Source organism: Mesorhizobium sp. P2_C7, from assembly GCF_056404515.1.
Window position 1 is genome coordinate 417,271 of sequence record NZ_JBFUDW010000003.1, and the last position, 20,383, is coordinate 437,653.

Genomic DNA, 20,383 nt, shown 5'->3' on the forward strand with positions numbered 1-20,383 from the left:
TGCCTCTTTATCGACACGCGGATGCAGGTAGAGTGCGGCAGAATTTCAATCGATCCGTTTGGAGCTGATGCTCGCACGTCTGTTCGTGATCTTCGGTGGCCTGTTCGTGCTGGTGCTGTGTGCGGCGCTGGTGGTGCCGTATTTTGTCGACTGGACCGGCTACCGCGCCGAATTCGAGCGCGAAGCCAGCGCCATCCTCGGCCGCAAGGTGACGGTGCAGGGCGATGCCACGGCGCGGCTGTTGCCGTTTCCCTCGGTGACCTTTTCCAACGTCACCGTCGCCGGTGGCCCGAATGGCCAGCCGGCCATGACCGTCGAGACGTTTTCGATGGATGCGGAGCTGGCGCCCTTCCTGCGTGGCGAGGTGCTGATCTTCGACATGCGGCTGGTGCGGCCGCAAGCGACCATCGATATTGCCAGCAACGGTACCGTCGACTGGGCGATGCGGCCGTCCTCGCCCTTCGACCTCAACCAGATCTCGATCGAGAAGCTGACGGTGACGGAAGGGCAGATCAAACTCAGCCATGCCGCCGGCGGACGCAGCCATCTCATCTCCGAGATCAATTCGACGATCTCGGCCAAGTCGCTGGCCGGGCCATGGCGCATGGACGGCACACTGCGGCTCGACGGCCTTCGCACCACGGTCGTGGCGTCCACCGGCAAGGCCGAAGGCACCGGGCAGATGCGGCTTCGGCTCAAGGCCGATCCCGATGCCTATCCGCTGGTCATCGAAACTGACGGCAATGCAGGCATCGTCAAGGGTGCCGCTGTCTACTCCGGCCAGTTCAAGATCTCCGGTGCCGACAAGAACAGCGCCGCGCTGCGCGGCAACGACGGCGAGACGGTGAAGGTCAGTGCTGGCAAGCCCGATCCGGGCTTTCGGCTGAACGGCAAGTTTTCGCTCGACCACCAGAAGCTCGGTGTCGACGAATTCCGCTTCGAGACGGGGCCGCTCGACAACCCGTACACCGCCGACGGCAAGGCTTCGGTTGATCTCGGTCTGAAGCCGAGCTTCGCCATCGAGGCCAGTGGCGCGCAGGTGCAGTTCGACGAGGCGGTGGGCGCCGAGGCCGGCGCCGGCGCGACGCTCGACCAGCGCATCGCGGCGCTTGAGCAAGCGTTGCACGAGCTGCCGAAGCCGACCATACCCGGCACCGTCGAGGTCAAGCTGCCGGCGGTGGTCGCCGGCGACACCACGGTGCGCGACGTCCATCTTTCCGCCGAGCCGACCGATGGCGGCTGGTTGGTGGAATCGCTCGCCGCGACACTGCCTGGCCGCACCACGCTGGAAGCCAACGGCATGCTCAGCGTCGAGAATCATTTCGGCTTCACCGGCTCGCTGCTGCTGGCCGTGGCGCAACCTTCCGGCTTCGCCGCGTGGCTGTCGAAGGATGTCGACGAGGCGATCCGCCGTCTGCCCGCCGCCGGTTTCAAGGCCACGGTCGATCTCACGGAAAAGCGGCAGGCCTTCAGCGATCTCGAATTGATCCTGGGCAAGGCGAAGTTTTCCGGCAGCATCGATTCCAGCCAGCCTGACGATGCCAAACCGTCGGTGCTGATGCGGCTCGAAGGCGGTGAGCTCGATGTTGACGGGCTGGCGGCCTTCGCTTCGATCTTCGTCAGCGACAAGGGCGCCAACCGCTTTGCCGACCGCGACCTGGATTTCCAGATCAAGGCCGGGCCGGTCAGCGCCGGCGGCCTGACCGCCGACACGGTCGACACGGCGCTGAGGCTGCGCGACGGGTTGCTTGAAATCGACCGACTGTCGTTGGGCGGGTTGGCCGGCGCCTCGATCAGCGCCACCGGCCGGATCAAGGATTTTCCGGCAAGTCCGACCGGCAAGCTCGACGCTTCGGTGGTTGCCGTCGATCTCAAGCCGCTGGTCGACGTCGCCGCCCAGCACTATCCCGACAATGCCGTGCTGAAGGGGCTGGCAAGCCGTGCGGCGGCCTATCCCGAGCTGTTCCAGGATGCACGCGTCGACCTTGTGGCAAGTGCCGCCGACAATGGCGATGGCACCACGGGGCTGGCGGTGAGCGGCCAAGGCAAGGCCGGCGGCTCGGCTTTTTCGGCATCGCTGTCGGGGAAGGGAGCAGCGGACAAGCTGCTCGAAGCGCCGGTGACGCTGACCTTCAACGCCAGGAACCCTGACGCCACCGCGCTGCTGGCGCTCTATGGCCTGCCGGCGCTGCCGCTCGGCATGCTGGGCGAGGCGAGCACGGATGTTCAGGCCAAGGGTACGCTTGGCGGCGGCCTGGCGACGACTTTCAGCCTCGCCGGCAACGACTTTAGGGCCGGTTTCGAGGGAACCGTCGCGGACACGCCGCAAGGGGCTACCGTCAAAGGCAAGCTCAGCCTCGATGCCGCCGACATCGAGCCGTGGCTGATGACGACCGGCATCGGCCTGCCGGGCATGGGCGCTGGCATGTCGGCGTCACTCGCGGCGCAGGGCGACTATGGCAACGGCCTGTTGGTGCTGGATAATCTCAGCGGTGCCCTAAATGAGGCGGCGGTGTCCGGCGACGTCAATGTCGAGGTCAAGGACGGCGTGCCGCATCTGGCCGGCGCGCTGGTGCTCGACGAACTTGATCTCGATCCGATGGCGGTGGCGCTGTTCGGCGATTCCGCTTTCCTTGCCAATAAGAGTGGGGGCGACAAGAATGGTGGCTGGCCGGCTGCTCCGTTCAGCCAGAAATCCAGCCTGCCGTTCACCGCCGATCTCGACCTGACGACGGCGGCACTTGCCGCCGGGCCGTTCGCCACCGCCTATGACGCCGGATTCTCGCTCAAACTCGACCAGGAAGGCATCCGGGTTTCGGATCTCAAGGCGAAATTCCTCAATGGTGCGCTGACAGGCCTGTTCGAATTGAAGAACAATGACGGCACCGGACTTTTCACCGGCCAGATGAAACTGGCCGGCGCCGATCTGGCGACCGTGCTGCCAAATGCCGGCATCAGCGGCAGTGGCGACTTTTCGACGGCGCTGTCGACCAGCGGCAAGTCGGTCGATGCGATGGTGGCGGCTCTATCCGGCTCCGGCACGGCGGCGCTGAAGGGCTTGCAGGTCGCCGGCGTCAATCCCGATGCTTTCAACGCGTTTCTCGCCAAGGCGGATGCGATAGGGCGCGACATCGATGCGGCCAAGACCGCCGCCTTCGCGCCGCAAATCGCCGCCGATGGCAGTTTTGCCGCAAAGGATACATCTGTCGCCTTCACGGTTGCCGGCGGCACGGTGCGGGCACCGCCGATCAGCCTGGAGAATCCGGCGGCGACCTTGTCCGCCGACATCATTGCGGACCTCAACGCAGCCATGGTTTCCGCCAAGGGGGCGATCACCTATCGGCCCGGCGACGACGCGCTGGTTGGCTCCGAGCCGGTCGTGAACTTCACCGCCGAGGGGCCGTTCGGCGCCGTGAAACGGCAGTTCGATAGTGAGCCGCTGGCACAGTTCCTGACCCAGCGCGCGTTGGAAAGGGAACAGCAGCGCGTCGAGGCGATGCAGGCGGCGCTGCTTGAAAAGCAGCGGCTGCGGCGCGAGGTCCGCTATTACGCGGCGTTGCAGGACGATCGCGACAGGGCGGCCGAGGAACTGCGCCAACAGGAGGAAGCGGCGCGGCTGAAAGCCGAGGCCGACGCCAGGGCAAAGGCCCAAGCAGATGCGCAGGCCCAGGCTGAAGCGGATGCAAAGGCGAAAGCCGATGCCGAAGCGAAAGCCCAGGCAGATGCCGAGGCCGCGGCCCAGCAGCAGGCCGCCGACGAGGCAGCCAAGGCGCAGGCCGACGAGCAGGAGCGGCAGAAGGCGGACGAGGCAAGACGCATCGCCTCGCAGGAAAAGGCAAGGCTCGAGGCCGAACGCAAGGCCGCGCAGCAGGCGCCGAAGGTGGAGCGTGCGCCGCTGCCGGAGGCCAACGACAACCCGCCGCCGGCCAAGCCGAAGTCCAATCCGTTCACCATCGACAATCTGCTGAAGTCGTTGCAGTAGCACAAACTGCCGCCGGCACGCCGAACAATTGCGTCAGAGGACGGACATCTCGGCGCTGTCCGCAACGTAGCGGGCGTGACGAAAATCGCGAATGGCGGCAAGCCTGCCCGCCTGCCATCCCAGCAGCACGAAGTAGGAAGGCCGCGCCGTCGGGTCACTTGGATCGCAGACAAGGACTGCCGGCCTGCCTTCGACGAAGCCCGGCACGAAACGCCAATCCTGGACCGACGAATAATTGCGGAAGTAGGTGCCCACTTGCCCGCGGCCATTCAGCCGCGCCCTGGCCACCAGTTCCAGCCGCACCTCGTCCGCCAGCATGTCGCGCACCGCGTCGAAATCGCGGGCGTTGAAACGATCGATGTAGGCGTCGAGGAGCAGGCGTTCGGACGCACTCAGCCTGGGGGAAGGGCGATCCTCGGGTTCATCGGCGAGTTGGCGCAGGCGGCCACGGCCACGATGCAGCGCTGCCTTGATGGCCGGAATGCTGCTGTCGAACATGGCGCTGATCTCCTGCAGGGAATAGCCCAGAACGTCCATCATGATGACGCTGCTTCGCTGCGCGACGGGAAGGCGCATGAAGGTGTGCAGGCCGGCGGCCGCGGCCTGACGATCGACGGTGGGGTTGGCCGGGTCGACGATCATGTCCGGATCCTCATCGGAAAAGGCCCTTTCACGGGCGCGACGGCGCAAGAAATCAAGCGCCGCATTGTGGGCGATGCGAAACAGCCAACCTTCCGGATTCGCTATCGGGCCGGTGTTGGGCAGGGCTTCGAACGCCTTGGCCAGGGCTTCCTGCAGCACGTCTTCACCGTCGATGGCCGAGCCGGTCATGCGGGCGCAGTAGCGGTGCAGCTTGGGGCGCAATTCCCCGAACAGGCGATCGAACGACTCGCGGATATCGCCAGGTATGTTCATGCGCCTCTATCCCGACTACTCGCCCAGCATCCGATAGCTGCCTACGACGGTCATTTCGTCACGTTGAGGGCGCTCAATACAACGGTCCCGGATGCCGTTCTGAAAGGCCTCGAATGCCGCAAGCCCGGTAATGAGTTCGGCATGGGCATCAGTTTCCGTTTCGACCAGATGGACAAAGGTCCCGTCGCCGGCCCGCAATGTCATATAGCGAACGCCGTCCGGTGATTTGTCGCCTAGTTCCTGGAAAACGGCCTTGATCAGCCGCTCGTTCTCGTCGGCCAGCTCCGGCTTGGTTTTGTAGCGTATCAGGTGGCGTTTCATCGTGATTGTTCCTTGATTCGTGTTTCGCCTTGCCGGCCCACTCCTGTCGAGACGTTCCCGGGAAGCCCAAGGATTCAGGGTGCCAGGAATAATTCGCTGCCGTGCCGTCACTCGCGGACGAGCAGGCGCTTGAGCATGGGTTCGATGCGTGACAGCTCGTCGAGATGTGCCGCAGACAGCTCGGCCAGACAATCGTCGGCGCGTTCGGTCAGCTGCAGCAGCACGCGGCGATGGTCATCCTTGTCCTGATCCCTTGCCACCAGTCCTGCCTCGCAAAGGCGGTTGACCAGTTCGACGGCGCTGTGATGGCGAATGCGCAGGCGCTCGGCCAGATCGCCAACCGTCACTGGTCCGCCGCCCGGGAATCCCTTGATTGCAAGCAACGCCTGATGCTGGCGCGGCGTCAGGCCGGCGTCTTCCGCCTGGATCTGGCTGAATTCGAGGAAGCGGCGGATCAGGTAGCGAAATTCGGACAGCCGCTGGTAGTCGGACTGCTTGATGGCGGGGCGTGGTTTCTGCGGCTGCGTCATACCAGACATTTGTTCGTTTTCCGGGAAAGCTCAAACGGATTTCGAGCAAAACCGGCTTGAATATTTATATCGTGTTACGATACATAGCCAGTCGACAAAGCCGGCTGGCCGCCTTGACCATGCCGCGAGATACGGCTCGCCGCCAGAAAGCAAAGTCCGTCATGAAGTCCAATCACTCCAATCCCGGTCATCTCAGGGATTTCACCACCGATGCCAGGGTGCTGCTCGTCGCCGCCATCGCCGTGGTGGTGGCGACGGCGGGGCTGGTTGCCGGCATCGCGCTTTTGAAACTGATCCGGCTTGCCACCAACATTGCCTATTTTGGCCAGTTCACGCTTGCTGATCTGAAGCTGCAGGACACGCCGTTGGGTTATGCCTCGGTCGTCGTCCCGGTGATCGGCGCGCTGATCATCGGCGTGATGGCGCGCTTCGGCAGCGAGAAGATCCGCGGCCACGGTATTCCGGAGGCCATCGAGGCGATCCTGCTCGGGCGCTCGAGGCTCGACGCCAAGGTTGCAATCCTGAAGCCGCTGTCGTCGGCGATTTCGATCGGCTCGGGCGGCCCGTTCGGCGCCGAGGGCCCGATCATCATGACGGGCGGCGCGATCGGTTCGCTGATCGCACAAATGCTGCCGGTCAGCGACAATGAGCGCAAGACGCTGCTGGTGGCAGGTGCGGCGGCAGGCATGACCACGGTCTTCGGCACACCTATCGCCGCCATCATGCTGGCGGTCGAACTGCTGCTGTTCGAATGGACCCCGCGCAGTTTCATTCCCGTGGCGGTCGCGGCAATCATTGCCGAGGTCGAGCGCACCATGCTGCATCTGCCCGGGCCGATCTTTCCGTTTCAGGGCGGCATGGAGGTGTCCTTTGTCGGTCTTGCCGGCTGGGTCTCGATCGGCGTTGCGGCCGGCCTGTTGTCGGGGCTGCTGACGCAGATGGTCTATGCCTGCGAGGACGGCTTCCAGAAGCTGCCCATTCACTGGATGTGGTGGCCGATGCTGGGCGGCCTGGTGGTCGGCATAGGCGGACTGATCGAGCCGCAGGCGCTCGGCGTCGGCTATGACAACATCACCGACATGCTGGATGGCCGCACGGTCGCCACCGCGGCACTCATCCTCCTTGTGGTGAAAGCCATCATCTGGTCGGTGGCGCTCGGTTCGGGAACGTCCGGGGGCGTGCTGGCACCGCTGCTGATCATGGGTGGGGCGATGGGAGCGGTGCTCGCCGGCGTTCTGCCCGCGGCCGATCCGGGCTTCTGGGCGCTGCTGGCGATGGCCGCCACCATGGGCGGCACGATGCGGGCGCCATTGACCGCAACGTTCTTTGCCGTCGAGCTAACCGGCAACACGCACATGCTGGTGCCGCTGATCGCGGCCTGCGCGGCGGCACATGCCGTCACCGTGCTCTTGATGAAGCGTTCGATCCTGACCGAGAAGATCGCCAGAAGGGGACATCATCTGGTTCGCGAATACCGTGTCGATCCCTTCGCCCTGACCAGGGTGCGCGAGGTGATGACCTCACAGGTCGAGAGCGTACCTGCTGCGATGACGCTGCATGGCGCGGCGGCATTCCTGACGGCGCCGGAAACGCGGCATCCGAGCTTTCCCGTCGTCGACGAGAACGGGCATGTGCTCGGTCTCATCGATCCGCCGGCAATCCTGCGCTGGAGACGCGCCGGCACGCATCGCACCACGACGCTTGGCGAGCTGCTGGCCGGCAGCAAGATCACGCTGGCCTATCCAGATGAGTATCTGGAGGGTCTCTCCGACAAGCTGCTGCTGGCCAACGTCTCCCATCTGCCCGTCGTCACCCGTGAGGACCTGCAACTGGTCGGTTATGTCGGCTGGAAGGATCTGATGCGCGTGCGGTCGAGGAAACAGGCCGAGGAACGCGATCGCTCGACCCTGCTTGGTTTCGGCACCAGACGCAGGAAAAAGGCGGACGCGGTCGAGAGCCTCTAGGAGCAATTCCAGGAAAAGGGTTTAGCGGTTTTCCGTCCGAAAGTGCTTCAAACAACGAGTTAGAGCGGTTCGCCGTTTCCGGGAAGTGTTTAGCGGTTTCCGTCCGGAAGTGCGTAAAGACAAAGATTTAGCCGGCGCCGCGCTTTGCCCACTCCAGGACAACGAGCCGGAGCGCCGAGGACAGGTTGGTGTCGCGGGGCCGCGTCTCGTCGACTTCGGCGACAAGAGCGGCGAGCGTCAGCTTCCTGGTCGCCGCGATCCCGACGAGATCGTCATAGAAGGGCTTTTCCAGCGAATAGCTGGTGCGGTGACCGCGAATGGTCACCGAGCGCTTTTCGACGGCGCTCACGGCGGAGTGCTCATTTTGCTCTAAGCATCGGATTCATCCCGAAGCCGCCGCGCGCTTTTCGGTCCGATGCTCTGGTTGTCTTTATCGCCAAAGGGTTCGCGACGGTGGCCAGCGACGAATTTGTCGCTCTTGTCGGCGATCATGCGGTCGCGTTCCTTTTCGACCTTGGAACGACCGTGCAGCGCCCGGTTCTGTTCGGCGACGCGCAGTTTCTCGTCCCGCGCCTTCTGCTTGCGGGCCTGGCGGAGGTTGACGATGTCGGCCATGGCGCGAGGCGTGGACTATTTCTTGCGGAAGGCGTCGAGCGAGACCACTTCGGCGCCCTTGGTGGCGGCGTCGGCAGCGGCGGGCTTCTTCTCCGACTCGGCGGCGGCGGCCTTCTTCTCGGCCTTCGGCTTTTTCTCGGAGACGATGGTCAGCGGCTCGGGCGAGGCTTCAGCGGCTAGTTCCTCGGCTGCCACACCGTCCGTCTTGACGTCGAATTCGAGTTCGAAATTGACCGAAGGATCATAGAAGCCGCGCACGGCCGAGAAGGGGATTTCGAGTTTCTCCGGCACGTCGGAGAAGGACAGGCCGACCTCGAAGCCGGTGTCGGTCACCTTCAGGTCCCAATACTGGAACTGGATGACGATGGTCATCTGCTCGGGATAGCGCTCGCGCAGCCGCGACGACACGCGCACGCCCGGCGCGCCGGTCAGGAATGTGATGAAAAAGTGGTGGTTGCCGGGGAGGCCGGTGCGCGCGACTTCGGCCAGGACCTTGCGCATGACGCCGCGCAACGCCTCCTGGGCGAGAATGTCGTAGCGGATGTGGTCGTCGGCCATGTGGCGGTCGGGTTCCGTTGAATCGTCCGCATAGCTGTAATCAAGCTTGAGCGCGGCGTAAACCGCATATAGATCACCTCCGCACCGAGACGAGGACTATTGCCGACGATTTGATCGCTCAGGCGCTGGCCAGCGCGGCCTGCTTTTCAACCGATGCGACGGACCGGCGCTTGCCAAACGCACGCAGGAAGGTGCGCACGCCATTGGTCGCCGACTGGAGCACCTCGTCCTCGCGCGGCGTGCCGCCGAGCATGAAGGTCGTTTGCAGCTCGGCATTGACGAGGCCGAGAAACTGGCGTGCCGCTACATCGGGATCCTCGATCGCGAGGTAACCGCCATAAGCCAGCCGCGCGAAGCGGGCGGCGATTGCCGGCCAGGTCCGGCCTGGGCCCTGTTCCAGCCATTCTGCAAACAGTTCGGGATAGCGCTCGCCTTCGGTCTGGATCAGCTTGCGCAGGAATTTTCCGTCGCGGTTGCAGATGCAGTTCTGGTTCAAGCGTACGGCAAAGCCGATCAGATCGGCTTCGAGGTCCTTGGGCTGATCGGGGAAGGTGGCGATGGTGGCGAAAATGCCGGTATTGCAGCGCTCGGTCAGATCGCGCACCACGGCGACGAACAATTTTTCCTTGTCGCCATGATGGTTATAGACGGTCTGGCGTGAGACGCCGGCCTCGACCGCGATCAGGTCGATGTTGGCGCCGGCATAACCTTCGCGACAGAAGACTCCAGCTGCGGCGTCGACGATCGATATGCGCTTGGCCTCATGGCCACGTGGCGGGAAAGTGTCAGGAGAAACGTGCAGCTTCATAGAAATCTATATAGAGGTGATTGACGAATTAGACAAGAGTGTCTAAATTTGTGGACACAATACGAAGAGATTTCGCTCCGGAGAGACGAAGAGAATTCGCTCTTGGAGAGTCGGAATTTCAGGGGATGGAACGTCCTTGGGTTACCCGCCGGCCCGCGGCGGCAACCAGATTCGAAAGAAGCCTTTATCATGAGTCCCAAATTCCTCCGCATTGCGGTCGTGCTCGGCTTGTTGTCCGCCATCGGCCCGTTCGCCATCGACATGTATCTTCCGGCGCTGCCTTCGATCGGCGCGGATCTGCACGCCGGCACCGCTGCCGTGCAGATGAGCCTGTTGATCTTCTTCCTGTCGATGGGTTTTGGCCAAATCGTCGTTGGGCCGATCTCCGACATGGTCGGCCGCAAGCTGCCGCTCTATGGCGGCCTTGCGCTGTTCATGATCGGCGGCATTGGTTCGGCAATGGCGCCGACCATCGAATGGCTGATCGCTTTCCGCTTTCTGCAGGGCCTTGGCGCCAGCGCCGGCATGGCCATTCCACGAGCCATCGTGCGTGACCTGCACACAGGCAATGAGGCTGCCAAGCTGATGTCGCTGCTGATGCTGGTGTTTTCGGTGTCGCCGATCCTGGCGCCGCTGACCGGCAGCCAGATCATCGAGAATTTCGGCTGGCGCGCGGTGTTCTGGACGGTGACGGGTGCGGCAGTGCTTGCCACCATCCTGTTGGCGACTTCGCTCAAGGAGACGCGGCCGGTGGAAGACCGCGCCGGTTCCTCCTTTGCAACCGCGCTTTCCGGCTACCGCTTCCTGATGGGTGATCGCAACTTCCTCGGTCTGGTGGCGATCGCCGGTTTCGGCATTGCGAGCTTCTTCGTCTATCTGTCGAGCTCGTCGTTCATCCTGATCGACCACTACGGGCTTTCGCCTTCGGTCTACAGCGTGTTCTTCTCGATCAATGCGGTCGCCTTCATCGGCATGTCGCAGCTGACGGGTCTGCTGGCCGAGCGCTTCGGGCTGCGGCGCGTGGTGCGTGTCGCGGTGACTGGCTACGCCACGACGATGGTGATGCTGTTCGCGGTGATGGCCACAGGTATCGACCGGCTCGACGTGATGGCGGCATTGCTGTTCGTCGGCTACGGCTTCCTCGGCCTGGTCATCCCGACCACCTCGGTGCTGGCCATGGAAGAGCATGGCGAGATCGCCGGCACGGCTTCGGCATTGATGGGCACGCTGCACTTCGCCATCGGTGCGGTGGCCATGGGCGTCGCCGGGGTGTTCTTCGACGGTACGCCGCTGCCGATGGTGGCCGGCATCACGCTCTGTGCGGTGATCTCCTTCACGCTGGCCAAGGTCACGCTCGGCCGCTCGCGCGAAGCTGTTGAGGCGCCGGCGGAATAACAATTACAATCCACGAAAAGGCCGGGCTCGCCCGGCCTTTTTTATCTCAATCCTGCCTCGGCCAGCACAAATCGCAGCCGGACCTCGATCGGCGCCAATGGCAGCGGGACCAGCTCATAACCCAGTTCCGTATAGACGCCGACCAGCGCATGATATGTGCGCTCGGCCTCGTCGAGCGTCTGCTTTCTCTCGGCATCCTGCGTGAAGATGTCAGGCCATGGCGGAGCAATGAAGACGCGCTTGGCATAGCGGAAGCGTTCGGCGGCATGCATGACGTGCTCGGGAACGGGCAGGTCGGTCAGGCGCAGATAACCAAGCGTGTCCGGTACGCCGCGATCAAAAAAGACCGGGCCTGAGGGTTCGCACGCGACCTGATGGGAGCGCATCTCCCACGACAGCATCAACTCGGCAAACAGCGCGCGATCATGCCAGGGCAGGGCAGTCCCGCCTATGGCGGACTGGTCGCGGATGATGCCGCGGCCGGCTTCGACCGAGGTGGCAAAGCCTGCCTGGCGCAAGGCTTCGATCAAGGTGGTCTTGCCGGAGCCGGGACCACCGGTCAGCACGAAGAATCGATCTGAATCGTTTTGCATCTTTTGTCCATGGAGACGGGCACGCGGGGCTGCGCCCTTCGCGGCCATGGCGGTGCAAAGGGGCTGATCAGCCGAAGCTGCCGTTGCGCGTGAAGCGTATTGAAGGGGGGAGAAGTGGAGGTTTCTGTTGCCAGGTACCTCCGAACCCCGCCTAGAAGTGCGAACCTCTAGGACTTGAATTGAAGCTATCGCACCGCATTAAGCAGCGAGACGTGCTTCCGCATAGTTGTCGTTGGCAACTATAAGTTTAGCCCGATGACGGTGGTACAATGCCGGGCAAAAGTACGATCTTTACACCTTCGTCGATCCTATTTCGCCCCCAGCAAAAACCGCTCTGTTCTCAGCAGCGGCTTTTGGTGGAGGCGCCGGGTACCGCCCCCGGGTCCGAACGGCTTATTTCATCGCCCATTTATCGCCATAGTCGGTCAAGCCGACAAAACGAATATAGGGGCCGATGGTGGAAAATGAAAGGCCGCAATGGCACTTTGTCCCCATGCCAAAACCGCATTGCCAAGGGTTGACTTGGGCGCGGTCTCAACCGAAGCTTTGCGACGGTGAGGAGTTACCGACCTAGCGCACAGGTTGCAGCAGCGCGCCACAGCCCTCATCGATCGGATTCGTGGCGCCGTCGAGGGGAATTCTGATGGCCGACTATCTTGCAGACGTGAAGAAATACGATGCCGCGGCAAGCGCCGACGTGGTCGACAAGATCGTGAAGCATCTGGGCATTGCGCTCAGGAACCGCGATTCCTCGCTGGTGTCCTGCACCGACCCGAAGGAGCTCGACCGCGTCAAGGCCGGCTGGGTGTCAAAAAAGCTTGGCATATCAGACGACAAGATGGCTGATGCGTCGATCGAAAAGGTCTGCAAGGCGATGGCCGCCGACAACACCAAGAACCGGGTGACTTTCTACTATCTGGTCGCCAAGGACCTGGGCAAACTCGGCTCCCTCTGAGACCTTTTGATAATTCTACTCTGGCGGCCGACTAGCGCGGTTTTCTGCGCTTCCGGTGCTCACGTACTTTAGTACGCTCCGCTCCGGTTCTCGAAAACCACGCTATTCGACTCGCCAGAGCGAATTCTGAAAAGGTCTCTCCGCCGGGGAAGACTTCAGACAAGCGTGGCGTCAACCCACACATGCGCTATGATTGGTGAAATCTCGAATCGAGCCGGAAACCGATGCGCCAATATCTCGACCTCTTGCAGCATGTGCTGGACAACGGCGCCGATCGCGGCGACCGTACCGGCACTGGTACGCGCTCCGTGTTTGGCTACCAGATGCGTTTCGATCTGGCGCGCGGCTTTCCCGTCACCACCACCAAGAAGTTGCACTTGAAGTCGATCATCCATGAACTGCTGTGGTTCCTGGCCGGCGACACCAACATCAAATACCTCACCGACCATGGCGTTTCGATCTGGGACGAATGGGCCGACGAGAATGGTGATCTCGGCCCGGTCTACGGCAAGCAGTGGCGCTCGTGGCCGGATGGCCATGGCGGTTCCATCGACCAGATAGCGAATCTTCTGAAGGAGATACGCCGCAATCCTCAATCGCGGCGGCTGATCGTTTCAGCCTGGAACCCGGCCGAAGTGGAAGCCATGGCGCTGCCGCCATGCCACTGCCTGTTCCAGTTCTATGTTTCCGAGGGCCGGCTTTCTTGCCAGCTCTACCAGCGCTCCGCCGATATCTTCCTCGGCGTGCCGTTCAACATCGCTTCCTACGCGCTGCTGACTTTGATGGTGGCGCAGGTGACCGGGCTGAAGCCAGGCGATTTCGTCCATACGCTCGGTGACGCGCATCTCTACGCGAACCATTTCGAACAGGCGCGCGAACAATTGCAGCGCACGCCAAGGGCGCTGCCGACAATGTGGATCAATCCGGAGGTGAAGGACCTGTTCGCCTTTCGCTTCGAGGATTTCCGGTTGGAAAACTACGTCGCCGATGCGACTATCAAGGCGCCGATCGCGGTCTAAGTCCCGCCGATCGGCTTACCCTCGAAATCAGGCACCGATCAGTCGATGCCGACCATCACATCCGAAGCCTTGATCACGGCATAGGCCTGCTTGCCCTTTTCGAGCTTGAGATCGGCGACGGCCTCGTTGGTGATCGAAGCGGTGACGACGGCGCCGCCAATGTCGATCCTGACATGCGAGGTGGTGGCTCCCTTGACGATCTCGGTGATCGTTCCCTTGAGGATATTGCGGGCGCTGATCTTCATCGGAGTTTCCTTTCCAGGGTTTCTTTGCCCGTCTTACCAGAACAATCGATGTCGCACAGGGGTACGGGGCCTTCCCTTGTTATATTCATGCGGATATATCGGTTGGTAGGCTTCGAGCCGATCGGATTTCAAACCCAGGGGAGTTTTCCATGACGCGCAAAGGTTTCGGATTGAGAGCGATCGCCATTGGCGGTTTTGCCGCGACGCTGATGGCGGCAGTGCCGGCCGCGCATGCCGAAGACAAGGTGGTGGTGTTTGCCGCGGCCAGCCTCAAGGACGCGCTCGACGCGGTGAACAAGGCATGCGAGGTCGATGTCGGCGAGGCCGCGACCGTCTCCTACGCCGCAAGCTCGGCGCTGGCCAAGCAGATCGAGGGCGGCGCACCTGCCGACGTCTTTATTTCGGCCGACCTCGACTGGATGAAATATCTCTCCGACAAGAAGCTGACCAAGCCGGACACCGAAGTGAAGTTGCTCGGCAACGAGATCGTGCTGGTGGCGCCGAAGGACTCGACGGTTGAAACCAAGATCGAGAAGGGTTTTGACCTTGCCAAGCTGATTGGCGACGGCAAGCTTGCCATGGGCGACTTCAAGGCTGTGCCGGCCGGCAAATACGGCAAGGCCGCGCTTGAATCGCTCGGTGTCTGGTCGTCGGTCGAAGGCAAGGTGGCGCAGGCCGAGAATGTGCGCGCGGCGCTGAAGCTGGTTTCGACCGGCGAAGCCGCCCTCGGCATCGTCTACGCCACCGACGCGCATGCCGAGAAGGGCGTCAAGGTGGTCGGCACCTTCCCGGAGGATTCGCATCCGCCGATCATCTATCCGGTTGCCCAGACCGCCGATTCGAAGGACAAGGATACGCCGGCTTTCCTGAAATGCCTGCAGTCGGGCAAGGCTGGTGCGCTGTTCAAGGAGCAGGGATTTACTGTCCTGACGCCGAGCAATTGAGGTACGAAACCAACGCATGAACTGGCTGCTGGACCTCACTCCCGACGAATGGAATGCGGTCCGGCTGTCGATCAAGGTGGCGACGGTGGCGATGCTCGCCAGCCTGCCGCCGGGCATACTGATCGCGCTGCTGCTTGCCCGAGGACAATTCTGGGGCAAGACGCTGCTCAATGGCCTGGTCCATCTGCCGCTGATTCTGCCGCCGGTGGTGACGGGCTATCTGCTGCTGCTGACCTTCGGCAAGCGAGGGCCGGCCGGCGCCTTCCTGGCCGAGCATTTCGGCATCGTCTTCTCGTTTCGCTGGACGGGTGCGGCGCTCGCTTGCGGCGTCATGGGCTTTCCCCTGATGGTGCGTGCGATCCGGCTGTCGATCGAGGCGGTTGACCGCAAGATGGAAGCGGCGGCGGGAACGCTCGGCGCAAATCCCTACTGGGTGTTCGCCACCATCACGCTGCCGCTGATCCTGCCCGGATTGATCGCCGGCGCCATCCTGGCTTTTGCCAAGGCGATGGGCGAGTTCGGCGCGACCATCACCTTCGTGTCCAACATCCCCAACGAGACGCAGACACTGCCGTCGGCGATCTATACCTTCACGCAAGTGCCGGGCGGTGACGAAGGCGCGCTCAGGCTGACGCTGATCTCCATTGTCATCTCGATGGCCGCACTGGTCGCTTCGGAGGTGCTGGCACGGCGTGTCGGTCGGCGGATGGACATTGAATGACCGTCCTTGTCGACATCAGCCATCGCCTCGGCGATTTCGGCCTCGATGTTCGCTTCGAGAGCGCCGGGCGGCTGACGGCGTTGTTCGGACCCTCGGGCTCCGGCAAGACGACGCTGATCGATATGATCGCCGGGCTGATCCGGCCCGACAAAGGGCGCATCGAGGTCGATGGCCGCGTGCTGGTCGACACCGGCGCTGGCATTTTCGTGCCAAGGCACAAGCGCCGCGTCGGCATGGTCTTCCAGGATGCGCGCCTGTTTCCGCATATGAGCGTGGCCAGCAATTTGCGCTATGGCCGCTGGTTCACGCCGGCAACGGAGCGCTACGCCGAGATGGATGCCGTTGTCGAATTGCTCGGCATTGGACCGCTGCTGGACAGGCGGCCGGCAAGGCTCTCGGGCGGCGAGAAGCAGCGCGTGGCGATCGGCCGGGCGTTGCTGGCCAGCCCCAGATTGCTGCTCATGGATGAACCGCTGGCCTCACTCGACGAGGCGCGCAAGGCCGAGATCCTGCCCTATATCGAGCGGCTGCGCGACGAGACGAAAATCCCGATCGTCTATGTCAGCCATTCGGTTGCCGAGGTGGCGCGGCTGGCCAGCGACGTGGTGACGCTGTCGCAAGGCCATGTCATCGCGAGCGGACCGACCGAGGCGGTGATGCAAAGGCTCGACCTGCTGCCGGCGGAGGAGCGCGCCGAGGGCGGCGCCGTGCTGGACACGAAGGTGCTGCACCATGACGATATTTTCGGCATGACCGTGCTCGGCTCGGCCGCCGGCGAGATCCGGGTGCCGCGGCTGGCGATGACGACAGGGGCGCGGGTGCGCATCCGCATCCGCGCCCGCGACGTGATGATCGCAACGGAGAAACCGACAGGCCTCAGCGCGCTCAACATTCTGCCGGGCACCATTGTCGCCATCAGCCCGGGCGAGGGCGCGACAGTCGAGGTCGGCATCGACTGCAACGGCGCAACCGTGCTTGCCCGCATCACCGAGCAGTCGCGGCAGGGGCTGAAGCTTCGGCTCGGCGGCAAGGTTTTCGCGGTGGTCAAGACGGTGAGTTTCGACCGGGCAAACACCGGCGCCGGCCTGTCCGTCGAAGCGGATGGCTGACCATCGCTATGTTTTTTTGGAATAGCGGTATCGCGGAAGAGCTTCTAGTATGGCATCGGGCGTGACCGCGGAGGAGCCAAAATGCCGTCGCTGAGCTTGCGGATAAATCTAGACCCCGACGGGCGCATCGGACCGGGCAAAATCGAGCTTCTCGAGCAGATCGCCGCCTTCGGGTCGATCTCTGCGGCGGCGCGTGGCATGGAAATGTCCTACAAGCATGCCTGGGACCTGGTCGAGGACATGAACCGGGTGTTCGGCAAGCCGCTGGTCGCGGCGCAGACCGGCGGCCGCAAGGGCGGCGGCGCGCAACTGACGGCGGTGGGGCTTGCGGTTGTCAGCCGCTTCCGCGCCATCGAGCGCGCGGCTGCGGCTGCGGCTGCGACGCATATGGAGGCATTGCAGGCTGAAATCGACGCCGGGTGAGAGCTGCCGAGCGGAAGATGGGACGCCCAGTTCACGGCGCCAACCAGAGGCCGACAGCGCGGTGCCAACAACATCATCGCAACGGTTGCTTTGAGCGCTCGCGGGCCAGTTGTCCGGCTCCGGATTCTTGGTTAGAATTGGCACCTCTTGGTTAGACGACACGTTGATGCACAGCAGATCGGCCCCCTGAGCACTCCATACATCGAGGAAACTGAGGCCATGATCTTGGAAGCAGCGCAGCACTGCCTGAGCAGTCACTGCATCGAGCATCAGCCGGATCTGATCCACCATCTGAGACAGGTCGAGAGGATTCTCGTGCCGACAGGCAGATACCTCCTGATTGTACCGGACAAGCGCTATTGCTTCGATCACTTCATTCCAGAGAGCTCAATTGCAGATTTCATCAACGCTCGGGGCAACAGCGTTCACTGCGTAAAGAGCGTCATCGAACACAGAGCACTGATCACGCACAATGACGCTGCCCGTCATTGGGCCGGAGATCATGGGCTGCCGGTTTATCGGCAGAATATTGCTGCCGTCTCCGTGGCCATGAGCGAATATGACAATTCCGGCGGGGCATACGTCGATGTTCACGCGTGGCAATTTACGCCGCAAAGCTTCCGCGACGGCATAGAGGCACTTTCCAATCTCGGTCTCATCGGGCTGGATGTCGAGCAAGTCTATGCCACGCCGCACAACAACTTTGAATTCTGCGCAATTTTGAAACGACGGCAGGCGTAGGTCGTTAGGTTTGGACCTTCGGTTCCTGAAAATTACCGATCGTCCTGCGGCTCACCAGGCTTGCGCAGCAGATACGTATCCATGATCCAGCCCTTTTGCAGACGGGCTTCCTCGCGGACCCTTTCGATCTCCGGGCCGACATCGCCGATCCGGCCCGAGAGAATAATCTCGTCCGCTGTGCCGAGATAGGCGCCCCAATGGATAGCGACATCCTTGTCGGCAAGCGTGTTGAACGCGCATTTTCCATCCAGCATGACGACGGTGCTGCCGGCATTGTCGGCCAGGCCCTCGTGGGAGAGGCGGCGGCCGGTGGTGACGAGGACGGAATCGCCAATGCGGTTCAGCGCCATTTTGTGGCTGGCGGCAAGCGCCTGGATAGCGGTGATGCCTGGAATGACCTCCAGTTCGAACGCGACATTGCCTCTCAGGCGCACGCGCTCGAGGATTCGCAGCGCGCTGTCGTAGAGCGAGGGATCGCCCCAGATCAGAAAGGCGCCGCAGCCATCCTGCGCAATCTCGTCGCGGATCAGGGCTTCGTAGATGGCGGCAATGGCCTCGTGCCAGTCGTCGACCGTCGAGCGGTAGGAGGGCGCCGGCTCGGCGCGCACCGGCACGTCGAATTCGACGCGGCGCGACTTCGGGTTGGTGACGAAGCGATCGCAGATCTGGCGGCGCAGGTCGGCAAGGTCGTTCTTTTTCGCGCCCTTGTCGGGGATGAACAGCACGTCGGCGCGGTTGAGGCCGTTTATGGCCTGAACAGTCATGTGGTCTGGATTGCCGGCGCCGATGCCGATGACGAGAAGCTTGCGCATGGAACGATCTCCTGCCCGATCGAAACCTGTTAGTCCAGAGCGTCATGGCGCGCCCGCGGATGCGGAAGGGCTTTGAAACGCCACATTGAAACGGCTAGGGTCGTGTCGGCATTCTAGCCGAGGGGGCTTCCATGTTGCGATACGTCCTGACCGCCGTGCTGGCGCTTTCAGCCGCGCCTGCATTCGCCAATGATTCGGTTGCCGAGCTCGGCACCGGCGGCCTGATCCTGTCGCGCAGCGATGCCGTGTCGATGCAAAGCGAGGACCTCTTCATCTCGCCGCAAAAGGTGACGGTCGACTACGTCTTCCACAACAACACCGACAAGGATGTCGACGCGATCGTCGCTTTCCCGATGCCCGACATTTCGGGCGATCCCGAGGAGATGCCGGCGATCCCTGAAAATCAGAGCGACAATTTTCTCGGCTTCGAGGTGACGATCGACGGTGTCGCCGCCAAGCCCCAGCTCGAGCAGAAGGTGTTCGCGCTCGGCATCGACATCGGTGCCGATCTGAAGGCTCAGAATGTGCCGTTCAACCCGTTCGGCGACGAGGCGAAGGCCGCATTGGCAAAGCTGCCGCAAGCGGTGGCCGACGATTGGGTCAACCGCGGCATCATCATCGAGGACACGATTGACGACAGCCCCGGCGCAAAACCCAACTACGCGCCGTTCTGGCAATTGCGGTCGACCTACTGGTGGCGCTCGACCTTTCCGGCCAACAAGGACGTTCATGTCTCGCACCATTACAAGCCGAGCGTCGGCGGCACGTCTTCGGTCAGCTTTTTCTTCGACGGCAAGTTCCAGGGCCAATACGCCAGCTACAAGACCCGTTACTGCATGGACGACACCTTCGAGAACGCGGTGCGCAAGGCGGCGAAGGATGGTCCAGACGGCTATCCCCAGTACAACGAAAGCCGCATCGCCTATATCCTGACCACCGGCGGCAACTGGGCGGCGGGCACCATCGGCAAGTTCAAGCTGACCGTCGACAAGGTCAATCCGAAAGCGCTGGTCTCGTTCTGCGGCGACAATGTCAAAAAGGTCGGGCCGACGACGTTCGAGATGACGGCAGACGATTTCTATCCCGAGCACGACATCGACATCCTGCTTCTCGATCCGACGGCCAGCAATGGCGGGGAGGCCAACTGATGCATGTCGCGATTTATGTTGCCATTGCCGAGAACGGCGTGATCGGGCGGGATGGCGGGCTGCCCTGGCGGCTGTCCACCGATCTCAAGCGCTTCAAGGCCGACACGATGGGCAAGCCGATCATCATGGGCCGCAAGACCTTTGAAGGCATCGGCCGGCCACTGCCGGGCAGACTGAACATCGTGGTCACCCGCGACAAGGCCTGGCGTTCCGAGGGTATCGAGGTGGCGCATTCACTCGAAGCCGCGATCCAGCTGGCAACGGTGCGCGGACGCTGCATGGCCGGTGTGGACGAGGTCTGCGTCATCGGCGGCGGCGAAATCTACGCCCAGGCGCTGCCGCTGGCCGACCGGCTGCACGTCACCCATGTGCTGGCAGCGGTCGACGGCGATGCGCATTTCCCGCCGATCGATCCCAATTCCTGGCGTATGGTCGGCTCACGGGAGATTCCGGCGGGGGAAAAGGACAGCCACGCGACGCGCTATTCGGTTTACGAGCGCCGCCGCGACGTGCATTGAAAGACGACAAAGGGTCGCGACTGGGCCAAATCGGACGAAGTCGGCAACGCATCGCGTTGAAAGCGTC

General features: G+C 62.7%; 22 protein-coding genes and 1 other RNA gene. 12 read left to right on the forward strand and 11 right to left on the reverse strand.

Features of this window, described 5'->3' with window-relative positions; translation table 11 throughout:
* Nucleotides 1-67: 67 nt before the first annotated feature.
* Entirely contained in the window at nt 68-3,982 is a 3,915-nt protein-coding gene (locus AC1D2G_RS09720) for an AsmA family protein (protein ID WP_477413541.1), read from the forward strand.
* A gap of 33 nt (nt 3,983-4,015) precedes the next feature.
* On the opposite strand, the gene AC1D2G_RS09725 is transcribed toward AC1D2G_RS09720, so the two are convergent.
* From AC1D2G_RS09725 to AC1D2G_RS09735, 3 genes are all read right to left on the reverse strand, one after another.
* Nucleotides 4,016-4,897 carry a sigma-70 family RNA polymerase sigma factor gene (locus AC1D2G_RS09725; protein ID WP_477413543.1) on the reverse strand — a complete coding sequence of 294 codons (882 nt, stop codon included), beginning with the start codon at nt 4,895-4,897 and terminating at the stop codon, nt 4,016-4,018.
* 15 nt (nt 4,898-4,912) lie between these two features.
* Entirely contained in the window at nt 4,913-5,218 is a 306-nt protein-coding gene (locus tag AC1D2G_RS09730; RefSeq protein ID WP_477413545.1) for a hypothetical protein, read from the reverse strand.
* A 107-nt stretch (nt 5,219-5,325) separates the two neighbouring features.
* A complete protein-coding gene (locus AC1D2G_RS09735) occupies nt 5,326-5,757 on the reverse strand; it encodes a MarR family winged helix-turn-helix transcriptional regulator (RefSeq protein WP_477413547.1) in 432 nt (143 codons plus the stop codon).
* 152 nt (nt 5,758-5,909) lie between these two features.
* Here AC1D2G_RS09735 and AC1D2G_RS09740 point away from each other — a divergent pair, with 152 nt between their 5' ends.
* A complete protein-coding gene (locus tag AC1D2G_RS09740) occupies nt 5,910-7,712 on the forward strand; it encodes a chloride channel protein (RefSeq protein WP_477413548.1) in 1,803 nt (600 codons plus the stop codon).
* Between the two features lie 127 nt (nt 7,713-7,839).
* Here the strand turns inward: AC1D2G_RS09740 and AC1D2G_RS09745 are convergent, their stop codons facing one another.
* The 4 genes from AC1D2G_RS09745 to AC1D2G_RS09760 all read right to left on the reverse strand — a co-directional run bounded on the left by AC1D2G_RS09745 (nt 7,840) and on the right by AC1D2G_RS09760 (nt 9,693).
* Nucleotides 7,840-8,061, reverse strand: a complete 222-nt coding sequence (locus AC1D2G_RS09745; protein ID WP_477302120.1) for a ribbon-helix-helix domain-containing protein — start codon at nt 8,059-8,061, stop codon at nt 7,840-7,842.
* Nucleotides 8,062-8,081: 20 nt separating this feature from the next.
* Nucleotides 8,082-8,327, reverse strand: coding sequence for a DUF4169 family protein (locus tag AC1D2G_RS09750; RefSeq protein ID WP_477413550.1), 246 nt, complete (start codon nt 8,325-8,327; stop codon nt 8,082-8,084).
* Nucleotides 8,328-8,342: 15 nt separating this feature from the next.
* Nucleotides 8,343-8,885, reverse strand: a complete 543-nt coding sequence (locus AC1D2G_RS09755) for an SspB family protein (RefSeq protein ID WP_477302124.1) — start codon at nt 8,883-8,885, stop codon at nt 8,343-8,345.
* 118 nt (nt 8,886-9,003) lie between these two features.
* Nucleotides 9,004-9,693, reverse strand: a complete 690-nt coding sequence (locus AC1D2G_RS09760) for a TetR/AcrR family transcriptional regulator (RefSeq protein ID WP_095087095.1) — start codon at nt 9,691-9,693, stop codon at nt 9,004-9,006.
* A 189-nt stretch (nt 9,694-9,882) separates the two neighbouring features.
* Here AC1D2G_RS09760 and AC1D2G_RS09765 point away from each other — a divergent pair, with 189 nt between their 5' ends.
* Nucleotides 9,883-11,088 (forward strand): multidrug effflux MFS transporter, encoded by a 1,206-nt coding sequence (locus AC1D2G_RS09765; protein ID WP_477302126.1) that lies wholly within the window; start codon nt 9,883-9,885, stop codon nt 11,086-11,088.
* A 41-nt stretch (nt 11,089-11,129) separates the two neighbouring features.
* Here the strand turns inward: AC1D2G_RS09765 and AC1D2G_RS09770 are convergent, their stop codons facing one another.
* Nucleotides 11,130-11,681 (reverse strand): AAA family ATPase, encoded by a 552-nt coding sequence (locus AC1D2G_RS09770; protein ID WP_477302128.1) that lies wholly within the window; start codon nt 11,679-11,681, stop codon nt 11,130-11,132.
* A 113-nt stretch (nt 11,682-11,794) separates the two neighbouring features.
* Nucleotides 11,795-12,155: a transfer-messenger RNA gene (gene ssrA / locus AC1D2G_RS09775) on the reverse strand.
* Nucleotides 12,156-12,324: 169 nt separating this feature from the next.
* On the opposite strand from ssrA, the gene AC1D2G_RS09780 reads away from it, so the two are divergent.
* Both AC1D2G_RS09780 and AC1D2G_RS09785 read left to right on the forward strand, forming a co-directional pair.
* Nucleotides 12,325-12,636, forward strand: a complete 312-nt coding sequence (locus tag AC1D2G_RS09780; RefSeq protein WP_477413552.1) for a DUF2853 family protein — start codon at nt 12,325-12,327, stop codon at nt 12,634-12,636.
* A 224-nt stretch (nt 12,637-12,860) separates the two neighbouring features.
* Nucleotides 12,861-13,655 carry a thymidylate synthase gene (locus tag AC1D2G_RS09785; RefSeq protein ID WP_477227035.1) on the forward strand — a complete coding sequence of 265 codons (795 nt, stop codon included), beginning with the start codon at nt 12,861-12,863 and terminating at the stop codon, nt 13,653-13,655.
* 38 nt (nt 13,656-13,693) lie between these two features.
* Here the strand turns inward: AC1D2G_RS09785 and AC1D2G_RS09790 are convergent, their stop codons facing one another.
* Nucleotides 13,694-13,900 carry a TOBE domain-containing protein gene (locus AC1D2G_RS09790; protein ID WP_095087103.1) on the reverse strand — a complete coding sequence of 69 codons (207 nt, stop codon included), beginning with the start codon at nt 13,898-13,900 and terminating at the stop codon, nt 13,694-13,696.
* 149 nt (nt 13,901-14,049) lie between these two features.
* On the opposite strand from AC1D2G_RS09790, the gene modA reads away from it, so the two are divergent.
* The 5 genes from modA (at nt 14,050) to AC1D2G_RS09815 (ending at nt 17,838) form a co-directional block, all read left to right on the forward strand.
* Nucleotides 14,050-14,844, forward strand: coding sequence for a molybdate ABC transporter substrate-binding protein (gene modA / locus AC1D2G_RS09795; protein WP_477413554.1), 795 nt, complete (start codon nt 14,050-14,052; stop codon nt 14,842-14,844).
* Nucleotides 14,845-14,860: 16 nt separating this feature from the next.
* Nucleotides 14,861-15,565, forward strand: coding sequence for a molybdate ABC transporter permease subunit (gene modB / locus AC1D2G_RS09800; RefSeq protein WP_477286977.1), 705 nt, complete (start codon nt 14,861-14,863; stop codon nt 15,563-15,565).
* The gene (modC, locus tag AC1D2G_RS09805) at nt 15,562-16,674 is read left to right on the forward strand and encodes a molybdenum ABC transporter ATP-binding protein (RefSeq protein WP_477413556.1); all 1,113 of its coding nucleotides are present in this window, start codon (nt 15,562-15,564) and stop codon (nt 16,672-16,674) included. Before modB ends, modC begins: the two co-directional genes overlap by 4 nt.
* An 81-nt stretch (nt 16,675-16,755) precedes the next feature.
* Nucleotides 16,756-17,097 carry a winged helix-turn-helix domain-containing protein gene (locus AC1D2G_RS09810; protein WP_095087111.1) on the forward strand — a complete coding sequence of 114 codons (342 nt, stop codon included), beginning with the start codon at nt 16,756-16,758 and terminating at the stop codon, nt 17,095-17,097.
* 219 nt (nt 17,098-17,316) lie between these two features.
* Nucleotides 17,317-17,838 (forward strand): class I SAM-dependent methyltransferase, encoded by a 522-nt coding sequence (locus AC1D2G_RS09815; RefSeq protein WP_477413558.1) that lies wholly within the window; start codon nt 17,317-17,319, stop codon nt 17,836-17,838.
* 32 nt (nt 17,839-17,870) lie between these two features.
* Here the strand turns inward: AC1D2G_RS09815 and cobF are convergent, their stop codons facing one another.
* Entirely contained in the window at nt 17,871-18,650 is a 780-nt protein-coding gene (gene cobF, locus AC1D2G_RS09820) for a precorrin-6A synthase (deacetylating) (RefSeq protein WP_477413560.1), read from the reverse strand.
* 131 nt (nt 18,651-18,781) lie between these two features.
* On the opposite strand from cobF, the gene AC1D2G_RS09825 reads away from it, so the two are divergent.
* Complete coding sequence (locus AC1D2G_RS09825; protein WP_477302137.1) at nt 18,782-19,798, forward strand: DUF4424 domain-containing protein; 1,017 nt, start codon at nt 18,782-18,784, stop codon at nt 19,796-19,798.
* Nucleotides 19,798-20,316 carry a dihydrofolate reductase gene (locus AC1D2G_RS09830; protein WP_477413562.1) on the forward strand — a complete coding sequence of 173 codons (519 nt, stop codon included), beginning with the start codon at nt 19,798-19,800 and terminating at the stop codon, nt 20,314-20,316. Before AC1D2G_RS09825 ends, AC1D2G_RS09830 begins: the two co-directional genes overlap by 1 nt.
* Nucleotides 20,317-20,383: the final 67 nt, after the last annotated feature.